This window comes from Granulicella mallensis (assembly GCF_014203225.1).
Taxonomy (GTDB): domain Bacteria; phylum Acidobacteriota; class Terriglobia; order Terriglobales; family Acidobacteriaceae; genus Granulicella; species Granulicella mallensis_A.
Window position 1 is genome coordinate 86,827 of the sequence record NZ_JACHIO010000007.1, and the last position, 22,401, is coordinate 109,227.

Here is a 22,401-nt window from a genome sequence, read left to right on the forward strand (position 1 = left end):
TAGACGCCTCATTCGATTATTCGAGGGAATGCTTCTGTAAGCACAATTGAAACTGTTTTACGCAAAGAAGTATTTTATCTTCATGTCCTGAAAGCGATCACGATGCAAACCCTCGAAGCCGATGTGCCGGCCCCTCAACTGAAGCGATCGCTTAAGCTCTGGCATCTCATCGTGTATGGGATTGTCATTATTCAACCCACTGCACCCATGGGGATCTACGGAGTTGTCAACAACGTAGCGCGCGGGCATGTGGTTACGACAATCCTTATCGCGATGGTCGCCATGCTCTTCACGGCCGTCAGTTATGGCCGTATGGCGCGCATCTATCCCAGTGCAGGTTCAGCCTATACCTATGTAGGACGGGAGATTAACTCTCTTGCCGGCTATGTGGTGGGCTGGTCCATGTTGATGGACTATCTTCTGAATCCAATCATCTGCGCCATCTGGTGTAGCGCTGCGGCTGCTAATGTTCTACCTAATATTCCTTACGCTGCCTGGGCTGTCGCTTTTGTATTGCTGTTTACATTACTCAATCTGCGTGGCGTTAAGGCTTCAGGACAAGTGAATGCCATCCTCGCCATCGGCATGAGCCTTGTTGTTGTGGTCTTTTTTGCGTATGCCATCCGCTACCTTGCCCTTATTGCCCGTCCAATTGGCGGTCAATGGCTGACACCTTTCTACGATCCAACCGCTTTTTCTCCGTCACTCCTTCTTCGCGGAACGTCCATTGCTGTTCTGACTTACATCGGCTTTGACGGAATCTCTACCATGTCCGAGGAAGTTGAGAATCCACGCCGTAACATCATGCTCGCAACTGTTTTTACCTGCCTGATTATTGGCGTTCTCTCGGCCGGGGAGGTCTACGTAGCTCAACTCGCATGGCCGTACCACGGGCCTTTCCCCGATGCGCAGGTGGATACTGCCTACGTTCACGTCGCGCGCCGCATAGGTGGCAGTTTTCTTTTTCAGCTACTCAATGCAACTCTCTTAATTGCCAATCTAGGCTCAGGAGTCGCCGCTCAGTTCGGAGCCGCACGTCTTCTTTACGGAATGGGGCGTGGTGGTGCTCTGCCACAACGGTTCTTCTGTGCACTCAATCCAAAAAACTCGATTCCGCGCAACAATGTGCTCTTAGTGGGAGCCGTTACTCTTATTGGAGTTTTTGTGCTTACCTACGAGCGCGGCGCCGAGTTGCTTAATTTCGGTGCCTTTATTGCCTTCATGGGTGTCAATGCCGCTGCCCTCATCCACTATCGCTTCCGTTCGACAGAGAAAGTCCTGCTCCGAACGACCATACCGCTTGCAGGCCTTATTGTGAGTGCCTTCATCTGGCTCAGCCTGGGTAGAAATGCCCAGATTCTGGGCTTCACGTGGATCGCCCTCGGACTTGGACTTTATTGGCTTCGCCGGAATGGCAGAACTGATGCAGCTACACCTACTTTCGAATAGTTGACCTGTCACGGGTTGAGCTTTCAACCCCATTCCGTCACATCCAGAGGAGTTTAAAGAGTGAGTACTCAAGCCCGTATCGATACAATCAGACGCTTTAAGGTTGGAACCATGAATGTGGAGGTTTACCCGTCGCGTGAGTCGATGGGTGCGGCTGCTGCCCATGCCACTGCGGAGGCAATGAAGCAACTCGCACTATTTCAAGACGTCATGGGGGTCATCTTCGCTACGGGTGCCTCGCAACTTGCAACACTCGACGCACTAACGAAAATCGACGGATTGCCCTGGAGTAAAGTTTCCGGCTTCCACCTCGATGAGTACGTCGCACTTCCTATAGAGCATCTGGCTTCCTTTCGTGGCTATCTACGTAAAAATCTGACCGATAAGGTGCCTATTGGAAAGTTCAATGAGGTCGATGGGACCGCTGTTGACCTGGACGAGGTTTGCCGTTCCTACACTGAAAAACTTCGAGCTGCGAATCCACAACTTTGTCTGCTGGGCATCGGAGAGAATGGGCACCTCGCGTTCAACGATCCTCCTGTTGCAGATTTCAATGACCCTCTGGATGTGAAGGTCGTGAAGCTGGATGAGGCGTGCCGTATCCAGCAAACGGCAGAGGGCTGGTTCAAGACGGCCAACGACGTTCCAGAACGGGCCGTTACACTGACGATTCCAACCATGCTTCGCGTTCCCAAATTGATCGTTTCGGTGCCGGGCACCCGGAAGGCAAGCATCATGCGGCGCTCGCTGACAGAAGAGATTTCGACCGCATGTCCCGCTACCATTCTTCGCACACATCCTGACGTGACAATCTACCTAGATAACGACTCCGCCTCTGAATTGACCGACTTTTTGCCCTCTTGCTGAGAAGATCAAGTGGTAAAAACTAATGCCAACAAGCGAATCTTGTCGTGAATATTTGCCGCTCATGTAGACGGTGGAGTTAGGACAGAAAGGACAACACACAGACCTGTTCTTCTGTGTTGAGGATCGCCTGATGACGGCATGGATCAAACAGCACTCAGTACCGGAGCCGAGAAAGACACGTGCTGTCGGGCGGACGAGATGGTGGATCGTCTGGACACTTTTCTTTTCCACGGCAATCAACTACATCAGCCGTCAAACCTTTTCGGTACTGTCTCCTGTTATTGCGGCGCAATACCATCTCAGCCACACTGATCTTGCGAAGATCATTGGAGCGTTTCAGATCTCTTATGCTCTTACCTGGCTCGTTGGCGGCATTTTTCTGGATGCGGTTGGCACACGTATTGGCTTGATTGTCGCGGTGATTTGGTGGTCTCTCGTCAATATGATGATGGGCTTCGCCGGTTCTGTTTTCAGTTTTATGGCTCTGCGTTTTATGCTCGGGATCGGCGAGGGATTGAACTGGCCGGGTGCGAGCAAGACGGTAGCAGAATGGTTTCCAAGCCAGGAACGCAGTGTCGCAGTCGCCATCTTTGATAGCGGGTCCAGCGTGGGAGGAGCGCTGGCGGCGATGGTCATACCATGGATCGCAATTGAATTCGGTTGGAGATGGTCTTTCATCTTCTCAGGACTGCTTGGATTCCTGTGGCTCATTGCGTGGCTTCTTGTCTATCATCCACTGGATCGTCACCCCAGGGTTGGACAGCCGGAGCTTGATCTCATCCGGGCTGGGCAAGAGATGCCTTCGAAATCTCAGGAACTGGGACTGCAACGTTGGCTTCGTCTGGCGAAGAATCGAAACGTCTGGGCTATCGTTCTCGGGCGCGCGCTGACCGATCCTATCTGGTGGTTCTATGTATTCTGGCTGCCGCAATATTTAAGTGATGTGCGCGGATTTAGCCTGAAACAAATTGCCTATTTTGCATGGCTGCCATTCGTTGCTGCGGACCTCGGTAATTTCACCGGTGGTTTCTTATCGGGATACTGTATTCGTCGTGGCCTCTCGATTGTGCGCGCCAGGACTGCGGTTTGTTTGGTAAGCTGCCTGCCTATTCTCGCCGGTATACCCGCAGCAAGGGCTCATAATCCCTACGTTGCCTTGGCACTGATTTGCGTAGCTCTTTGGGGATATGCGGCGTGGGCCACGATGGGGCTTACACTGCCCTCGGATCTCTTTCCCCAGGACATCGTCGCAACTGTCACAGGACTAAGTGGTTTAGCGGCGGGTATCGCTGGTGTCGGCTTCACGGCTATTGTGGGGCTCACGATCGACCGATTCTCCTATACGCCAGCATTCTTCATAGCGGGTCTGCTGCCGTTAGTTGCTACTGCGTGCCTTCTCTTACTACTTCGTTCTCCCGCTTCAGAAATCTCGGTTCAGAGCTGAGGTAAATCTCAATGTTCTCTGACTGGAAGCTGTTGGGATTGGATACCGATTCAGACACTTAGATTCAGCCAAGGATGAATTGTTCGTACTTGCTCATATATAAGTGTCTTCAAGAGGCAAGCGGTGCATTGATTTCCACCGCAGGCGGCTCCGTAGTCTTTGATAAAGTGCTCAATTTACCCATCAGTTTGCTACACTTCTCGCAATACGAATCGGCTAGAGCAATCGCGTTATATCTTCTTTCGTTGAGAGCTATAGCATTTCGAATCAGAGTGCCGATTAGAAATTGATGATGATGAAGAAAAAAGCGAAAGCGCCCATGCTCATCGAGGAGCGCCGGCAGCATATCCTTTCCTTGATCCAAAGCGAGGGTCGCGTGCTTGTCGAGGAGTTGTCGAACGATCTTGATATTTCGAAGATCACGATTCGGAAAGACCTCGACTATCTCGAAGCGAAGGAATTGTTGATCAGAACTCACGGCGGAGCCTTGCCGTCCCACGCTGGAGCCTTATCCGATCCAACGATTCAGGAAAAAGAAGAGCTTTACCACGATGAAAAGGTGAAGATTGCGAAGGCCGCAGCGGCGATGGTTTCCGAAGGCCAGTGCATCATTCTTGATTCAGGGACAACCACTACGGAGATAGCTCGTTCACTCTCTTCGCTGAGGCACCTTACGGTAATTACCAATGCATTGAATATCGCTGCGGACCTGGCCAGGAGTGACTTCGAAATCATCATGATTGGTGGCACATTGCGTAAGAATTCCTTATCGGTCGTAGGTCCTCTTGCGGACGACGTCCTGAAGGAAATGCATGCAGACATTGTGTTTCTCGGTGTTGACGGCTTCGACTTAAAGACCGGCCTCACGACGCCGAACGTTCTTGAGGCCCGTGTCAACCGTGCCATGGTGACGGCTGCGGAGAAGGTCGTGGTGGTCTGTGACTCCAGCAAGTTTAACCGGAGAAGCCTCTCCTTGATCGTGGCGGCTTCCGAGATCGATCACATTATTACCGACAGTCAGCTTCCGGAAAGAGATGCAAGAGCGATTCGTGAAGCAGGTATCGAACTCACGATTGTGTAATCCCACCCGCCATAAAATTTCCGCCTGATGCGCTGAAGAGGCGGAAACGTGGATCACGCTCCCCGGTTTCCAGATCAATCTGAACTGCACCGGAACTGCGCTTCTCAAACATTACTTCATCGTATCTGCCTCAGAACAAACGTCGCGAAGCTATCGTTCCCGGCGCGCCTCTGCCGTCTCCAGAAAGATAGGGAAGGGTGCGGATCTTGAGGAGCATCCTTAATGCACGCGCTCCACGGCCTCTGTGCTGCAACCGAGGAAATGCGTTGACTTTCTGTTAACAACTTCGTACAGTCGAACCTTCACTATATCGAGCCTTCAATATATCGCAGTCACTCCACCTCAACCGAGGCGCCTCAGGGGGTTAGACCATGAAGCATATGAAGTTTTCGGCAGAGTGTTCCCAATCGGTAGAAGCCGCTGCCGGCACAAAGATTCGCAAAGCCTTTTTCCTCCTTATCCTCTGCTTCATCGTGCTGATGAGCTCGTTACCGTTATACGGTCAGGCCGCTGGAAGTTTCTCCGGGAATGTTCTCGACAAATCCGGATCGAGTGTTCCCGGGGCTGACGTCACCGTGGTTTCTCAGGCTATCGGCCTCACTCGTGTGAGCAAGACGGACAGTGCCGGACACTATCTGATCCCACTGCTCCCCGTCGGGGGCTATACCGTACGCGTTGACGCGGCAGGCTTTCAAAGCGCTGTCTCCAAAGAGCTACAGCTCCAGGTCCAGGAAGCCCGCGAACTGGATTTTTCGCTCTCACCCGCCACGGTGAACACCACGGTGGTCGTCAGCGGTGACGCGGTCGTTGTCGAGACCGGCAATTCCTCTCTCGGTCAGGTCATCACCTCGCAGGAGGTGTCGCAGCTTCCCTTGAATGGCCGCAATTTTGTTCAATTGGCCACACTCACCTCAGGCGCTACGGCAGAAACGAACCCCAACAGCTTCTTCGTGTCTGGTGCTGACAGTGAAGTGGCGGCACGCGGCCCCCTCTCTTTATCGGTGGGTGGCTCGCGCCCCAACAGCACCGACTGGATACTGGATGGTGTCGACAATAATGAGCTCACCTCAGGCGGTATCGGCATCTACTCCTCGATCGACGACATTCAGGAGTTCAAGGTTCTGACCTACACCTACTCAGCCGAATACGGCACCCGCGCAGGCCCGACCGTACTGGTCACCACGAAGTCCGGTACCAATGACATTCACGGGTCGCTCTTCGAATTTGTGCGCAATACCGACCTCGACGCCAGGAACTACTTTGCAACCACTCCCACTAAGTTCAACCTGAACCAATTCGGCGGCTCAGTCGGTGGCCCCATTCGCAAGGACAAGACCTTTCTCTTCGTGGATGGCGAACAAAAATATCAACGGGAGGGCATTACCTTTACAGGCCTGGTGCCTTCGCTGGCTATGCGCTCCGGTGATTTCTCCAACGACGCTTATGGCCGTCCCGCCACCGTCAACATAGCCGGGGTACCACAAGCGGTCCCTGGAATCGTCAACCCGAATATGATAGGCGCGTCCACGAATCCGGCCATATACCCCAACGTTTATTTCCAGTGCAACGCGTCTGGGGCTCCGTTACCTGTCAATCCCGATGGAAGCCAGGCCCAAGGCATCCCCTGCGGCAAGATTCCAACCGGCCTGATCAACAATATCGGGCAGGCGATGATCAACCTGTACCCCATACCGAATGCCAATAATCCCGGTCAGAACTACAACTATGTCAACGAGCCCGTGCGCAGCCTGAACGAAACCAAGTTCGATACGCGTCTGGACCAGACGTTTTCGAGCAAAGATACGGCTTTCGCTCGTTTCAGCTACGATCAGGCCACGTCCTATGTGCCGGGTGGCGCTCCGGGATTTGCTGAAGCCAACCCCTTCGGCAGCAATCAGCGGATCGCCAACCACGCACGTAACGTCGCCCTCAGCGAAACCCACGTGTTCTCGCCTAAGATGCTCAACCAGGCTAGTTTTGGTTACAACCGCATCTTCGACTACATTTTGTCGCAAGGCACGGGGACGTGTGCTTCAAACACGATCGTTCCCGGTGGGATTCCTGGTGCCAATCTCGGATGTGGCAGCGGCTCTACCTGCGCTGCCGGCGCTTACAGCTGCGGGCTGACCTCGACAGAATTTACAAACGGCGGCTATTGGGCCCTCGGCGACCGCGGCTTCTCTCCGTTCCAGGGTGGAACGAACATCTACTCTTTCAAAGATTCATTTGATCTCATCCTGCACAAACATGACCTCAGAATGGGACTCGACTTCCGCGCCAATCAGATGAACGTGGGCTCGGAGGCCTTCGGAGATGGCTTCTGGCTTATCGGCAACGGCGGTAACTTCACCGCTACCACCGAGCCCTCAAGCCTATGTACTTCCTCGAGCGCTGCTAATTGTGCCATCCCCGGCAATTCGGAGGCCGATTTCCTGCTCGGCCTCACGGGTGGAGCCATTCATGACCAGACCTACGATGGAGCCGTCACCGGCCGCCGCTGGAAGATCTATCGCCCCTTTATCGCGGACGATTGGAGGGTTGTGCCCTCTCTCACGCTCAACCTTAGCCTGGCCTGGGACATGACCACTCCGATTACTGAAGAGCATGGGCGTATGGCCGACTACATTGCGCCTACTGGTCAACTGCTCGTTGCTAATCAAAATGGCGTGGGCCCGTCGGCGGGCATCAACATGGACTGGACAGCCCTCGAGCCCCGCATCGGTGCTGCCTGGAAGGTTTTGGGCAGCGAGAAGACGGTGCTCCGCGCCGGCTACTCGCTCTATCACGACTCTGCCTGGAGCCAGGGCGCACAAGGCCTGTGGCAGAACCCGCCCTTCCTGGGCGAATCCGACAACTTCACCGGCGCCGGCTGCGCCTTTGCAACCTCCTACTGCGCCTCTGTGGCAGGAGGAAGCCAAACGCCGTCCGGCATCAGTCTCTCCAGTGGGTTTCAACTTCTTCCAACGCCGCCCACTGTCTCTACCTATCAGGGTGCGTTCACCTATGAACCCACCAACCTCAAACTGGGCCGGGTCCAGCAATTCAACGTGAACGTCGAACGCCAGTTGTTCGGCAACCTTGTGCTGACCGCCGGCTATGCCGGTTCCCGCGGTACCCACATCCTGATGCTCGGCAACGATCTCAACACAGCAAGTCCGTCCGGATGCGGCACGGTGACCGGCTACACGCTCGGTTGCCTTCCCAGCGGAGCACCTTACATACCGTCCTATGCCACGGGGAATGCCATTTTGTTGATAGGCGATGTGGGTAAGGCCAACTATGACTCGCTTCAGATCAAGGCGGAGACCAAGACCCCGAAGTATGGCCTCTACGCCCTAGTGGCTTACACCTACTCCCGCACCTATGACAACGGGTTGAGCGACGGCCTGGGTTCTGAACTGAGTGCTCCCTACTTTCCTCTTCCGAACTGGCAAAACCTGGACTGGTCCCTATCGCAGATCAATCTCGATAACAGCTTTACGGCCAGTGTCATCTATGATCTGCCCTTCGGCCGTGGAAAGCAGTTCGGTAACAATTGGAACAGCTTGACCAATACCTTTCTGGGCGGCATCCAGGTGACGCTTATCGAAAGAATCTCTTCGGGATTCCCCGTCCCCTTGATCGACACCTCGAACAACTCAGGTGTTTTCTTCGACAATGGTGGTGATAGTAACAACTGGAACCGTCCTGACCAGGTGGCCGGTTGCGATCCCTACAAAGCAGATCACAGCAAGCATCAGTGGCTCAACCAGGCCTGCTTTACTTCTCCCGTTGCTGGCGAACTAGGGAATGCTGCACGAGTTCCGGTTGTAGGGCCGGATTTCGTCAACACGGACTTCTCCCTCATCAAGCAGTTCGCGCTGCCTCGTAAGAACATGGGTTTGAACTTCCGAGCCGAGTTCTTCAATCTCTTCAACCATCCGCAGTATGGAATGCCCGTAAACGATATCAGCGCTGGTTCGGCTTTAGCCGCTGGTGCTTCGATACCCAATACTTCTCCGTTCGGCGCGGTCAACTCCACCGTCAACAATCCTCGCCTTGTGCAACTAGCTCTCAAACTATCCTTCTAGAGCGCACAAGCCAGCCAAAACACATCGTGCCGGAAGATCGGGGAGGTCTGCGAAATGGCAGCCTCTCCGTTTTTTTGCCCGCATCGAACACTTGCGCCCTGCAGCCATGTGAGCCAGTTCGCTGACATGCAATTGTCGTATCGCAGTTGGTCCAATGGAGCTGGATGTACTTCGCTCTCCCGGCTGCAAAATAATGGCAGGGTTACTCTAAACGGCCCTTTCTGTCGTCGCTTCGTTCAACTTGGTCTACCGGTAGAATGGATGAAGGAATGGCCACCAGAACTCATGTCTAATCCAGCTCGTGCCGTGCTTCTCGGCCCCCTCCTGAAAGGTGTTTCGCGATCTTTCTACATCACCCTGCGCGTGCTTCCTGCAGGGATGCGTGATCCGATTGGCCTTGCGTATCTCCTGGCACGAGCCGCGGACACCATCGCCGATACCTCACTGATTTCTCCGGGACAGCGAATGGAGCTACTCTTGTCCCTTCGCAATCAAGTGAACGGAGTGCCCGATGAAGCAGCGCTTGAGCGCATGTCGGCGGAGGTTGGCTCTCAACAGGCAGATTCAGACGAAAAGGTCCTGCTCGAATCACTTGGAGCAGCACTGACGGTGCTCTCTCAATTGAGTCCGTCCGATCGAGAAGCCGTGCGCGATATCGTCACCACTCTTACGAAGGGGATGGAGTTCGACCTGCGTACCTTTCCTGATGAGGCGTCAGGGCGGATCGTCGCACTTCGGGAGTTCTCCGAACTGGATCAATACACCTATATGGTGGCCGGATGTGTGGGGGAGTTCTGGACGAAGATGACCTTTGTGCATGTGCCTGGCACGTTTGCCGGCAACCCTGAGGCCGTGTTGAGCCGTGGGATTCGTTTCGGAAAAGCGCTACAGATGACGAATGTCCTCAGAGACTGCGGCAAAGATCTGCGGATCGGACGCTGCTACCTGCCATCCACAATGCTCGATCGATTCGGCTTAAGTCCGCAAGATCTTCTGTTACCGGAAACATCCCTGCCCGCACGGCCGCTCTTATTCGAGCTCGTGGAAAAGGCCCTCGAGAACTTTCGAGAAGCAATCGAATACACGCTCTGTCTTCCAGCATTCGCGGTACGGCTACGGTTGGCCTGTTTGTGGCCAATCCTTATTGGGTTAGAGACCCTGTTGCTGCTTGTGTCCAACGATCACTGGCTGGACCCGGCAAAGGTTTCAAAGATCCGGCGGGGCGACGTGTACCGAATCATGGCGGCCTCGGTGCCTTTGGTGGCATCCAACCGGCTCCTGCGTCTCTGGATGGAACGACGGATAGGGAGCATCGAAGCCCGGATGAAAGGCTGAAACATTCGTTGCCGCCAGATTTGATTGCTGGTGTGCCAGAGCGGACGCAATCCACTCGTAGCGCCTGGGCGGTTTTCGGATGGTCATCGAGTTTTCACAAACGCATAAACTCTTGAGCCAACTGAACTAATTCCTAAAGTGAAACATTCGGCACGTTAATATACGGTGTCTTGCACAGGTGTCGAACTCTGGATGACTTAGGGTGGGATCATCGCCGGTCCCGCAGGGCAATCGCCCTGCCCTATCAATGTAGCTATCCAGCCCACCACCTATAGGTTAGTGCTCGATGATCGCTTCACGATTCCGCTCTTGCGCGTTTGCTTTTTGTCTTTTATCACTCCCTCTCAAGATGTTTTCACAGGCAGGCGTAGCGTCTCTCTCGGGGCGGGTCACGGATCCTTCCGGGGCAATCGTGGCCGGCGCAGAGGTCACGGAAACCAACATCGATACACAGGTATCTCGTACCAAAGCGACGGACCGTTCGGGTTACTACACCTTTGTGGGGCTTCCGGTAGGCCATTATCGAGTTTCTGCGAATCAATCGGGATTTCAGCAGCAGGAAGTTTCACTGCTGCTTGACCCTTCGGAAGACGGCCGGCAGGACTTTCGTCTTAAAGTATCGGGCGGAACGACCCAGTTGGATGTCACCGTGGAAGAGCCGCAGCTATCTCGCGATGATGCTTCGATCGGTACGGTTATCGATAACCAGACGATCGTGGGGACTCCGCTTTATCAACGTAACTGGGATGACTTGATTCGTCTGATGCCAGGCGTCCAGATGCAGCGTTTCACTCAGCAGAGCGGGAGCAGCGTATCGGGTAGCACCGGTCTCTTCGTTATCCATGGCATCGGGGATGAGCAGAACGATTACATCCTCGACGGCATCGACAACAATACGTTCTCCGAGAATCTGCAGGAACTTTCTGCATCGGCGGCACGTCCTTCGGTGGACGTAATCAGTGAGTTCAAGCTCATCAGCAACGCCTATACGGCGGTCTACGGTCGCAGCCCCGGCGGCCAGGTGGACGTATCCACCAAGGGTGGAACGAACCAATATCATGGCCTCCTCTTCGAATATCTGCGCAACAAGATCTTCGATTCGAACGACTACTTCAGCCATCAGGAAAATATCGCAAAGCCTGAACTGGACCAGAACCAGTTCGGCGGGTCCCTCGGTGCACCCATCATCAAGGACAAGCTCTTCGGGTTCTTCAATTACGAAGGAACCCGCATCGCCCAGGGTGTGAATCGCATCTCCACCGTTCCGCTGGCGAATGAGCGCGCCGGCGTCTTCACCAGCGCGGCTGCCGCGGCGGCCGGTGCTCCCAACGTCACCTATGCGACTTTGTACAATCCTTCCACCGGCAAACCCTTCCTGAATAACACGATTCCATCCGCGGCCTTCGATCCTTTCGGGGCAAAGATCCTCAATGCTTTCCCGCTCCCGAATCTGCCTGGTGATTTCAATAACTATGCGCGAACGGCTCCGATCATCGATAACACGGATAGCTATGACGCGCGAGTGGACTGGAACCCGAGCAGCAAGGACCTTGTTTTCGTCCGCTACACGGGTTCCAACCGAATCCGCGATGTCGGTGGAGATTTTGGCGGTATCGCAGATGGCAGCTCCACCTCTTCGTGGGGCAACTCCACTTTGAAGTCGTGGTCGATAGCGCTGGGTTGGACCCGCACCCTCAGTCCCGCGCTTACTAACGATTTCCGTTTCGGATTCGTCCGGAACTTCTCTCAAGACAGGCAGCAGCCCTTCGGACTCAACAGCCCTGACGAGTATATTCCGGGAGTTCCAAACAATCCGGCTACCGCAGGCGGTATTGGCATCACCGAATACGTTTCTGACAATAATGCCACTATCGGGTCTCCAGCTTATCTGCCCAAGCAGCAGGTCCCGCAGCAATTTCAGTACACAGACACTGTCTCCTGGACCAAAGGGAAGCATTTCTTCCGCTTCGGTGGAGACCTGCGCGCGCCCATGCGCAACATCTATCAGGATGAGGATTACATGAACGGAGGCCTGGCCTTCGCTGGCATCTTCTCAGCCGAAAGCGCTACTCCAAAAAACGGTTCGGCCTATGCCGACGGGCTGCTTGGACTGGTCTACGAAGGCGGTCTCTCGAATGTCTACTTCGTCGATCAGCGTCTCTGGATGATTTCGGGTTTCGCTCAGGACGATTGGAAGGTCACGCCGAAACTGACGGTCAACCTTGGCCTGCGCTATGACTTCGCCACACCGCCCTATTCGGCGAAAAACCAGTTAGCTAACTTCGACCCCGCAGGTGCCGGGTCGCTGCTCTTCGCTTCCGCTGGGTCTCTGTCGCAACGCTCATTGGTTCAGGTAAACAATCACGACTTCGCTCCGCGTCTCGGCGTAGCCTATTCTCCTGACGATAAGACCGTGATTCGCGGCGGATACGGCCTCTACTATCTCCTGTTCAAACGTGCCGGCAGTGAAGACCAACTGGCTCTCAACCCGCCGGATCTCATCGAATCAACCGCGTACCCAAATTTGACCGCGTTCCAGCCGGCTTTCCTCCTCCAGCAGGGATTTCCTGCCGACACTCTCAGTCCGGCCAATCTGAACTATTCGCAGCTCCATATCCATGCGATGGAGCAAGCTTCACCCACCCCTTATTCCCAGGAGTGGAGCTTCGGCTTCCAGCGTCAACTGCCTGGAAAGGTGGTATTGACTACCGATTACGTGGGTACCAAATCGTCACACCTCGATGTGATCCAGGACCTAAACCAATACATCCGCGGGACAACCACCTTGCCGTATCCGAACTTCGGCTATCTGGAATATTCTCGGGCGAATGGAGTCGGGAATTACAACGGCCTCGAGGTCTCCGCGCAGCGGCGCTACTCGAGTGGCTTGTCGCTTGAAGTGGCCTATACCTGGTCGAAGAACACAGGCACCACCTACGAGCAGACATTCACGAATGCGTTGAGCGGTTCCGATGTGCCGCAGCGTCTTGTCGCGTCTTACCTCTATGAGTTGCCCTTTGGTCACGGTAAGCCGTTCCTTTCACGTGGTGTGGGATCTCAACTGCTTGGAGGCTGGAAGACGTCCGGTATCTATACCTATTCAGCAGGTCTTCCTTTTACCGTCACCTCGGGGGGAAATCTCTCTGATCTCGTTGACACGAATGGCAATGCGACGTCGCTTCCAAATCTCATCGGCAAACCGAAGATCGTTGGAAGCCCGAATTGCTGGTTCTACACTCCGACTGCGGCCTGCCAGGCGCTCTCTCCGAACACCTCCCCGGCATGGTCGTTACCCTCAAGCTCCGACCCCTACGGCGATGGAGGCACGAATACTTTACGTGGACCCCATACGAACGTCTTTGATTTCTCTCTGACGCGCGATTTCACTCTCTATCGAGAGACGAAGCTCCAGTTCCGTTGGGAGGTCTTCAATCTCACGAACAGCGTGTTGTTCTCGCAACCTGATTCCGCCTTAACCGACAGTGGCGTTGGCACGATTACATCGCTTGCAGGCGATCCACGCTTCATGCAGTTCGCTCTGCGGTTGTCCTTCTAGCAAAGGGCCAATCAGCGTTACTTTACACACTGGCACCGTTGTTTTTTGCAGAATCGGTTAGAGACATAGCCAGCTTAGGATGCCAGTTCATGGCAGAAAAGGGTTTTACGATGTCACTCAGAAAATACCTGTGTTTCTTTGCGTGGATAGGAATGGCTGCTACTTTATCGACGGCGGTTGCGCAGGGCCCTGATCTGGACTTTCTGAATCACAACCGGCCGATACTGGATGCGCATAACTGCTATCCCTATGAGGGGCATTGGAGCGACCGGGTACAGCGTGCGTTGCGATCGGGATTTCCGGTTTCTATCGAGCAGGACCTGGCATGGTATGTAGATCCAGCGACGGGGAAAGGCCGCGTCGTCGTCTCGCATACGCCCAAGCCCACCGGCCAGGAGCCAACCTTACGCGAATATTTCTTTGAGCAGGTTCGGCCTGTCATCGAGAAGGCAATTGCTCAGAATAAAAAGAAGGAGTGGCCGCTCGTTGTCCTGCACTTCGATTTCAAGGATAACCAGCCGGCGATTCTGAATGCCGTCTGGCAGTTGCTGGGCGAATACGAGCCGTGGCTTTCCACCGCCGTCAAGACGGATGATCCTCACCAGCTCTCTCCGATTGAGCGGAGGCCTATTCTGGCGATTACCGAAGCCTCCGACGATCAACAGAAGGTGTTCTACGACCAGGTGCCGGTCGGCGCTAAGCTGCGCATCTTCGGCTCGGCACATGATCCTGTAAACCCCAAAAGCATGCCGATGCAGGAGCTGATGCACTGGGCCGTTATGACCCCTCCTGAACAGCTACTTACGGAGCGCCCCACCAACTACCGGCGATGGGTGAACAGCTCCTGGTATCCCGTCGAAGAGGGGGGACAGAATCATGCGGGGGATTGGACGCAGGCAGATGACGCGCGCCTGCGCGCTCTCGTCGATCACGCTCACCAACTCGGTTACTGGACCCGCTTCTATACTCTCGATGGCTTCAAATCTGGGGACGACCAGGGGTGGGGAGGGTATTACAACTTTGGCTCGAAGGAAGCTGTCATCCTGAGATGGAAGGCTGCTATCGCCGCAGGAGTGAACTTTATCGCTACCGATCAGTATGAGGATTTGTCCCCCTATCTGAAGCAGTACGAGAAGGATCTTCGTCCGGCCGCACCAGCGGCGTCGGCTCCGAGCCACTGAGAGGTTATGTCGCGGATGTTTCCAGCTTTACCTTGTCTGCAGAAGCTCCGTCCGAATTTTTGTCTCTGGACCGATATCAAAAGCCAAGCGAGCAGCTTGATTCTGTTTGCCTTTCTATTTTTTTTCACCCAGCATGGGCACAGAAGAGTACTGCGACGAACGAGGACCAGATACAGGCAGTGATTGTGTTGGCGAGGCATGTGATTCCGGATGGTTCCGGGCTTGTAACACCTGAAAGGGATGGACATTTCACAGGCGGGAAAACAATTGCTATGGGTCAAGTGGATCCATAGGGTTCTGTTCCAGCGACTCAACCTTTGGCAGGAAGATAATGCTGGTATCCGAGGACCGTGTGATGATTTGATACGGCACATAGCCTAATTCGGAGCGACAACGATCAGCGAATGATTGACTCTGGATATAGGTGATTTGTAAGGGATCGCTGACGACAAGGGCTTGCTTGTCCATCGGGATGTCGTATCGGTAGATTTCACGCGCGGCATTGCGCATATTCGTCGTAGTGTGCCGAGCATGCGGATCTACAAGAATCGCTTCTTCTGGCACATGATAGTCGCTCAGAAGAGCTTTCTTCATCTCTATAGCCTCTGAGAAGCGTGTCTGAGATGGATGAACGTAGCCCCCCGAGACAAGGATGAAAGGGGCTTTGCCCGCGTGATACGCCTCGGCGGCCAAAGCAGTCCGCTTACGGCCAATCTCAGCGAGGGGAACGTTTGGATCTTCCGGTCCTTCGCCGGGTACGACAATGACCGAGTAGGCGTACTTGTCCCAGTGAATCGACCGGAGAGCCTGCACCGCCGCTCGATTGACGCTTTCTTCCATAGGTTCAAAACGGCCTGCCTCATCGCGATGGTTCATCGCGAGCAATTGCAGTCCAGCCGTGAGAGAGGACTCAAAGAAGAGCTCCGGCGTTTCGTTCGATAACTGCTCTGTTAGCGAGGCTGTGCGCTGCTGGAAATCAGCCGAGTGTATATCAAAGGAGAGGGAATCGATTCTTGGATAACGAGGGCGAACGCCTTCCCCATAAACGGTGAGCACCTCATTGAGCCCACGGGCACAGAGTTCCCATGCACTCGCAACAAGGCCTTCTCCATCTTGTGCCTGGTAGTGTTCATAGGCACCGCTCGCTCGTAGTTCTTCGTCAAGAATCTTCCGGACCTGCCGGTTGCTGCGATCAATCTGAGCAAGAGCCAGTGAAACGGTGTGAATTTCTTCGTCGGTCCAGACAAGAGCCTGGAACGTACACTCTGGCTTCTGTTGGCACGTTTGCAGCGCCTGTCTGAGACGCTGCTGTCGCGTCGAATTGATCTGGCTGAGCGTCTTGTCTGACGCTAATGCGCCGCGAAGTCTCGGGTTCGCCTGAAAAAGTGACAGAAGGTAGAAGTTCTTGTCCTGGATGGCGGCATGCAGAGTTAACGGCTTTCTCGTTGGAGAGCCTTCCGCGAAGCTGTGGGGAGTGAAAATCGCCAGGGCGAGAAAACAAATCTGAAGATGACGCAGATGCATGGGCCGCTGAAGTCTCCTCCGAATCATCGGAACGAAATGGAGCGTGGAGGCTACCGAGTTGCCAGGGTAGCCTCCACGCTACTTTAGAATTTAATGCTTGCCCCTAGTTGAACATTGCGGGAGGTGCCCGCAGCCGTCTCTCGAAACAAGTCGCTTGAGTTCGCTGTACTGATTACGGCACCAGTACAGCCGGTGGTCGTATTGCAGTTCAGATTGTTGGTGTTCAGCAGGTTCTCTGCTCCGATGAACGCGGACATATGAATGCGCTCTCCGATATCGAAGTAACGTTTGATCTGTGCGCTCACCTGAGAGAATCCCCGGCCATAGACGCTGTTGCGGCTCTCAAAGAGTGGCCGGTCATTGACGACTCCATCGTTGTTAAGATCTGTGCCTGCGGTCACGTTGATAGGGAAGCCGGAGTTTATATAGGTAATCGTTGAAAGCTCAAAACCGTTGAGCCAGTGCAGAGAGGGGGCGGCCAATTTGGGCTGATACAGTCCCTGGATTACGAGGTTGTGGCGTATATCGCTGTCGGCATTGCCATAGTCGCGACGGAGATTGGTAGGATCGCTGATGCTTCCACCCTCTCCGATATTGTCGTCAAGAGCATGCGAGTACATGTAGTTGACGGTGAACTCAAGGCCGTTTGAAAGCCGCTTCTGCAGGGTAAGGAAGCCCCCGTTGAAGTTGGAGGTCGTCCCGGAGTGGATCAGGTTGATGGCGCCAAAGTTGGGGTTCGGGCGCTTGGCAGTGCCGGCAAAGATCGGTCGTCCATCTGCCAGTGTCTGTCCGGTCTCAGTAAGGTTCGTATCCGCATAGTAGAGCCCGTGGCGCAAACCTGCGAATTGATAGCCGATCGTGAGCTGAAAGTTGGCGCCAAGCTCCTGTTGGATCTGCAGATTGGCCTGCTGCTGGTAGGCGTTGTGGAAGTCCTGATCGAAGGCCGTAATGCTGGGAGGGACCTCAAATGCGCCGCCGTTGAATTGTGGAACATTCGGAAACGTCGGCGACCCCGGGGTGCTGCCAGTCACGAGATAGTTGAGCAGGCGATGGCCGTTGACCTGCGCGGCATTGTAGAAAGTTCCTAAGCCGGGCACGTCGTAGTACATGCCATAGGCCGCGTGCACCGTGGTCTTATGGCTGCCGAACGGAGACCAGGTGAGGCCGAACCGCGGCGCAATATCTTTGTAGTCGTTGGGGACGCTACGCGAAAGCGGATAAGGCGCAAGAGCATCAAAGGTAGGAAAGAGGATTACTTCGTAGCGTGCGCCCACGTTGATATTCAGGTTAGGAGTAATGCGAATCTCATCCTGCACGAATCCATTCACAAAGTTGAATGCGATCCGAATCTCTGGATTGCCAGAGTAAGAGGTGAGGTTGGTATAGGTGTAGGGTAAGCCTGTCGCCGGATCGACTGCACCGGCAACGGTGTTGAGATATTGGTTGAGTGCGCTTACAGCAGGGCGCCCGTTCTGTGCGGCCAGACCACTGAAGGTAAAAGTGGGAGCAGTCCCAGAGAGGTTGGCAAAGAGTTCGTGATCGAACTCACCACCAAACTTCAACGTCTGCCGTCCGTGCGTCCACGTCAGGTTGTCGAGCGCGCTGGTGCTGCGCTCGGTGGTGGTGGTTGTAGTCAGTGGGCTGAACCCAATGTTCGCAACGCTCGAAATGTTGATCAGAACATTCCCCGCAGGGGAGTTGTTGACTACTGGAAAATCTCCAGTATCGCGCTGGATGGTGCCGAAGCGCAGCTCATTGAGGAGGCTGCTGGAAAGAACGGTAGCGAGTTGGACACCGCCACCATTCTGGTGGTCAACATAATAGGAGCCACGGTCGACGATGGCGAGGCCGCTGTCGTTATTTGGCTGATGATTCGTGAAACGAGCATAGCGGACATAGCCACTATTCTTCGAGTTCAGGGTGTAGTCCACCTTGCCAACGAGCGTACGGTAGGTCTCTCCGAAAGGAGCAGTACCAATCTCGTTGCTGGGCAAAGCGAGTGCGGCGGCACTGGCCGGAGTGATCGTGATCGCGTTCGGAAGGGTATAGGGGTTGTTCTCGAACTGCCCAAAGAAGAAGAGCTTGTCTTTGACGATGGGGCCGCCCAGGGTAAAGGCTTCGTCATACCAGCTACGGTTGGGCTGGACGGTGGCGAGCGTGGGGATCGCCTGCAGGTCGGTGGGACGCCATTGCCCGAGTGCCGAGCCGTGAAACTGATTGGTGCCGGACTTCAAGAGGACGTTAACCTGACCTCCGGCAGCTCTGCCGAACTCGGCAGAATAGCCGTTGGCCAGTGTTTGTGTCTGCGCGATCGCCTCCGGAGTGACGATGATGAGGCGAATCTGCCTGTTCCCGCCATGCTGGGTGTCATCGAGACCATCGAGGTTCCACTGCGAGCGCTCCGTTCCGCCGAAGGTGAACTGGGTCGTCGAAAACGTGCTGGTCGGCATGCCAATAACGCCGGGAGAGAGGAGCAGGAAGTTGTAAGCCTGGCGGGAGAGAATCGGCAGGTTCTCGATCTCCTTCCGATCGAGCACGGCACCTACCGTTGAGGTTCCGGTGTCAAGGATGTCTGCTCCGGCCTCAACCTGGACCGTCTGCGAGGTGCTTCCAACAACAAGGGGGATATCCAGCCGGGCCTCCTGGCCTACACTCAGGACAATGCCTTCCAGCGTATGCGTCTGAAATCCGTCAGCGACGGTGACCAGGCGATAGACTCCTACCGGCACGAGGGGAAAGCGATAATAGCCCTTTTCGTCGGTCGTCACCGCTTGAGAGATACCGGTGCTGACGTTGGTGAGCGTATTATGGGCGCCGGAGATCGCGCTCTTTGAGGGATCTAAGACGTAGCCGTTTACGGCGGCGTCCACAGCATTTGCCTGTGCGAAAGACGCAACAGGAAATACTGCGAACAAGAATAGAAGCTGGAAGCAAAGATTACGGATCACGTCACTCTCTCCTAAAGCATGGTTGGTGGGAATTCCGGATGTACCAATTCGGTCAGTCTGCTACCTGTTGGCTCCGCGTCTGATGCGAGATCAATTCCTGCAAGATGTCTCAACTCGTCAGCTCGCATAGGATTAGCACCATCGTTCGCACCTACCAAAGCAAATCACTGCAACTCGCCGGGAAATCACTGCAACACCCCCGATACAGGACATAACACGCTGAAAATGCGAAGGTTGGTTCCGGCATGGATGTAACCGATACAGTGAATAGACTGTTTCAATCCTGTTTACGCGGGGTTTACATGAGCCTGCTTAACTACAATTTCTGTAGGTTGCCATGATTCTCGCTGATAAAGAGGAAACTCACTCCGGGGCTTCAGAGACGGATTCTCGCCGTGAGCTGGTCGGCCGTGTCGTTGCGTCCGCGCCCTTCTCGAAGACCGAACGTCTTTCGAGTCTGCTTCTATATGTCTGCGATGTTGCACTGGACGGCAGGGCGGATGAACTCAGCGAGCAGAATGTTGGCGAGGCTGTCTTCGGCAGGGCGCGTGATTACGACTCCGCGAACGATGGCATCGTAAGAGCACAGGTGAGCCGCCTTCGGCAGAGACTCGACCTCTACTTCGACGGCGAGGGAGCAGCTGAGCCGATCAGGATCGTGATTCCCAGAGGTGGCTATGTCCCCTTCTTCGAACCGCGGCTCCAAAAAGAGGTAGTTGTTCCTGCTCCGACGCCCATGCCAGATCCGGTGATCTCGTTCGCAGAGCCGGTGCGAATCGAAAAACGACGTATCGGAAGCGCTGGACTGATGTGGGGCCTGATCGTTGTGCTTGCAATAACAGTTCTGGCGCTGCTGCTTAAGATGACAATTGCTCCCAGGGAGGTGCAACCGATTCACTCGGCCGGTCACCCATTCTGGAGCCTGATGTTTGCCGGAGACCAGCCAACGACTCTGGTCCTGGCTGATAGCAATTTGGTGGTCTGGCAAGGATTAATGAAGCGAGACGTTGGCCTGGCGGAGTATCTTAGCGGCGACTACAGGACGACGATCCCACCAACCGCCACACCACTTCAGATAGAGGCGCTGGGGATAGCTCGCGGACGGTATACATCGATGATCGACGTCGAAATGGTCCAGTATTTCTCTCAAATCTCGCAAAGCGAGCGGAGCAAACTCGGGGTACGATACACGCGCGATCTAAGGCCCAATGACTTGAAGCTGGGCAATATCATTCTCAGCGGAGCACCGGAAGCCAATCCCTGGGTCCAGCTCTTTGAGCGCGACATGAACTTTGTCTACTCTTATGATCGGGCGAATAAAAAGACGTCAGTGCTCAATCGGTCGCCCAAGGGAGATGAGCCCAGGCAATGGGACTCGTTTCAGACTGACAAGCAGCACCAGGTTTACGGCGTTGTCGCTTATTTGCCCAACCTGAGCGGTAACGGCAACGTCCTGATCCTTGAAGGCACAACGATTGCTGGCACAGAATCTGCCTTGGATTTTGTATCTGATGACGCCCAACTCCTGCTGTTCTTGAAACAGATACGTCAATCAGATGGCAAAATTCCGCACTTCGAAGTGCTTCTCGGAACGAATAACATGAGCGGTAGCGCGGTGAAAAACAGCATTCTCGCATCGCGCATAAAAAACTAGATGGCTGTGAACCCTGCTTCCAAGAGCAGTATGCGAAACCCTTAAAGGTAAGCTAACCACCAACTACGCTTCCGATCCTTAAGGCGGCTAAACCAGGCGCACAGGGGATAGAGCGCTAACACCACCGACATCCAGATGAAATAGACAACCGGCAAAGAGTAACCCCAACCGTCGAAGTGGCGCGTAAAGACGGCATCCGGTGTAATCCAGAAACGCCAGTTGGGGTTCGTAATGCGTGCCACAACGAGTGCGAGAGCATGAATGACAAAGATGTGGGCGATGTAAAAGAAAAACGGAACCCGGCCGTAGACATTCAGGAACGCACGGAAGCGGTCCAACCGGCCGGCAAGGACCACTTTGTCAAACAGAGCGAAAAGCACCAGCACCACTCCGAGTGTCGCCAACAGGTAGTGGAGCGAGGGTGGATACTTCTGTACCGAGAGGAATGACATCACGGTGTGGCCCGGCGTTCCAAGGTGCTCAAAAACTGGCCCGGGATCACCATAGCCGTGAGTGAAGCGGAGGAGTGCGAAGAGCCCAAGACTCGCTGTTCCGGCCACGAGTGAAATACGCTGTCTTGCCTCTGGATTCTTCGCAACGATCGAGCCAAAGCTGTAACCGAGAGCCATCACTCCCACCCAGGGAATAATGGGATATCCATACACTGCGACAGGATGCGCGTGAAAGGTCAACACTCCGCGCTCGTGGAGGAGGTGCCAGGCGTTTGACCAATGTCCCAGATTCTCGGCACGAACGGGATCGAGAAGATCATGGCCAAAGATCACGATCGCTCCGAATGCGCCAACCGCAGCTACAGGCAGCCATTGCAGCCCGGCCAGCGCGATCATGCTGACACCAATGACCCAGATGACCTGGAGAATCGGCAGTCCGAAACCGAACGACCAACCGAAACTTACTACTATGATTTCAAAAACAATCAACCATAGTCCGCGCAGAATGAGAGCGCGGGTGAGCGTTGCAGCGCTCTTGCGCTGACGCTGGAGATAAACACTGGTACCGGCAAGCAGAATGAAGCCAGGCGCGCAGATGTGGGTGATCCAGCGGGTAAAGAACAATGCAGGCCAGGAGTGGATCGGGTCGGCGGGGTCGATGGCCGCGTTCGAAAAATAGTCGCGTGTGTGATCGATCGCCATGAGCAGCATCAAGAGACCGCGAAGGACGTCAAGTGACTCGATGCGATAGCTGCGGCCCGAGGATCTTTCCTGGGATGGCTGTTGAATCATCTTCGAAGAAGACATAGCTGATTCATGGATGTTTCCGTCGGAATCTGC

General features: G+C 54.7%; 12 protein-coding genes. 9 read left to right on the top strand and 3 right to left on the bottom strand.

The genetic code is table 11. From position 1 onward, the window contains the following. Positions 1-102: 102 nt before the first annotated feature. The 8 genes from HDF15_RS09535 to HDF15_RS09570 all read left to right on the top strand — a co-directional run bounded on the left by HDF15_RS09535 (position 103) and on the right by HDF15_RS09570 (position 14,983). Positions 103-1,449: an APC family permease gene (locus HDF15_RS09535; RefSeq protein WP_184254988.1), complete on the top strand. Its 1,347-nt coding sequence runs from the start codon at positions 103-105 to the stop codon at positions 1,447-1,449. 60 nt (positions 1,450-1,509) lie between these two features. Then, positions 1,510-2,316 (top strand): glucosamine-6-phosphate deaminase, encoded by an 807-nt coding sequence (locus HDF15_RS09540; protein ID WP_184254989.1) that lies wholly within the window; start codon positions 1,510-1,512, stop codon positions 2,314-2,316. A gap of 70 nt (positions 2,317-2,386) precedes the next feature. Then, positions 2,387-3,760: an MFS transporter gene (locus tag HDF15_RS09545; protein ID WP_311733072.1), complete on the top strand. Its 1,374-nt coding sequence runs from the start codon at positions 2,387-2,389 to the stop codon at positions 3,758-3,760. A 289-nt stretch (positions 3,761-4,049) separates the two neighbouring features. Beyond that, positions 4,050-4,841, top strand: a complete 792-nt coding sequence (agaR, locus tag HDF15_RS09550) for a transcriptional repressor AgaR (protein WP_184254990.1) — start codon at positions 4,050-4,052, stop codon at positions 4,839-4,841. Positions 4,842-5,212: 371 nt separating this feature from the next. Beyond that, positions 5,213-8,911 (top strand): carboxypeptidase-like regulatory domain-containing protein, encoded by a 3,699-nt coding sequence (locus HDF15_RS09555; RefSeq protein WP_184254991.1) that lies wholly within the window; start codon positions 5,213-5,215, stop codon positions 8,909-8,911. A 285-nt stretch (positions 8,912-9,196) separates the two neighbouring features. Continuing rightward, a complete protein-coding gene (locus tag HDF15_RS09560; RefSeq protein WP_184254992.1) occupies positions 9,197-10,246 on the top strand; it encodes a phytoene/squalene synthase family protein in 1,050 nt (349 codons plus the stop codon). 349 nt (positions 10,247-10,595) lie between these two features. Next, positions 10,596-13,802 (top strand): TonB-dependent receptor, encoded by a 3,207-nt coding sequence (locus tag HDF15_RS09565; RefSeq protein WP_260330976.1) that lies wholly within the window; start codon positions 10,596-10,598, stop codon positions 13,800-13,802. A gap of 152 nt (positions 13,803-13,954) precedes the next feature. Beyond that, entirely contained in the window at positions 13,955-14,983 is a 1,029-nt protein-coding gene (locus HDF15_RS09570) for a hypothetical protein (RefSeq protein ID WP_260330977.1), read from the top strand. A gap of 270 nt (positions 14,984-15,253) precedes the next feature. On the opposite strand, the gene HDF15_RS09575 is transcribed toward HDF15_RS09570, so the two are convergent. Next, positions 15,254-16,507 (bottom strand): YdcF family protein, encoded by a 1,254-nt coding sequence (locus tag HDF15_RS09575; protein WP_184254995.1) that lies wholly within the window; start codon positions 16,505-16,507, stop codon positions 15,254-15,256. An 83-nt stretch (positions 16,508-16,590) separates the two neighbouring features. Beyond that, the gene (locus tag HDF15_RS09580) at positions 16,591-19,455 is read right to left on the bottom strand and encodes a carboxypeptidase regulatory-like domain-containing protein (protein ID WP_184254997.1); all 2,865 of its coding nucleotides are present in this window, start codon (positions 19,453-19,455) and stop codon (positions 16,591-16,593) included. A gap of 337 nt (positions 19,456-19,792) precedes the next feature. Between HDF15_RS09580 and HDF15_RS09585 the strand changes: the two genes are divergently transcribed. After that, entirely contained in the window at positions 19,793-21,109 is a 1,317-nt protein-coding gene (locus HDF15_RS09585; protein ID WP_184254999.1) for a hypothetical protein, read from the top strand. A 41-nt stretch (positions 21,110-21,150) separates the two neighbouring features. On the opposite strand, the gene HDF15_RS09590 is transcribed toward HDF15_RS09585, so the two are convergent. Next, the gene (locus HDF15_RS09590) at positions 21,151-22,368 is read right to left on the bottom strand and encodes a DUF1624 domain-containing protein (protein ID WP_184255001.1); all 1,218 of its coding nucleotides are present in this window, start codon (positions 22,366-22,368) and stop codon (positions 21,151-21,153) included. Between the last annotated feature and the right edge of the window lie 33 nt (positions 22,369-22,401).

Bases quoted from the DNA above. Each gene is read 5' to 3' on its own strand.
- HDF15_RS09535 (WP_184254988.1), top strand. From the start codon at position 103: ATGCAAACCCTCGAAGCCGATGTGCCGGCCCCTCAACTGAAGCGATCG.
- agaR (WP_184254990.1), top strand. From the start codon at position 4,050: ATGATGATGAAGAAAAAAGCGAAAGCGCCCATGCTCATCGAGGAGCGC.
- HDF15_RS09555 (WP_184254991.1), top strand. From the start codon at position 5,213: ATGAAGCATATGAAGTTTTCGGCAGAGTGTTCCCAATCGGTAGAAGCC.
- HDF15_RS09560 (WP_184254992.1), top strand. From the start codon at position 9,197: ATGTCTAATCCAGCTCGTGCCGTGCTTCTCGGCCCCCTCCTGAAAGGT.
- HDF15_RS09565 (WP_260330976.1), top strand. From the start codon at position 10,596: ATGTTTTCACAGGCAGGCGTAGCGTCTCTCTCGGGGCGGGTCACGGAT.
- HDF15_RS09570 (WP_260330977.1), top strand. From the start codon at position 13,955: ATGGCTGCTACTTTATCGACGGCGGTTGCGCAGGGCCCTGATCTGGAC.
- HDF15_RS09575 (WP_184254995.1), bottom strand. From the start codon at position 16,507: ATGCATCTGCGTCATCTTCAGATTTGTTTTCTCGCCCTGGCGATTTTC.
- HDF15_RS09585 (WP_184254999.1), top strand. From the start codon at position 19,793: ATGATTCTCGCTGATAAAGAGGAAACTCACTCCGGGGCTTCAGAGACG.
- HDF15_RS09590 (WP_184255001.1), bottom strand. From the start codon at position 22,368: ATGTCTTCTTCGAAGATGATTCAACAGCCATCCCAGGAAAGATCCTCG.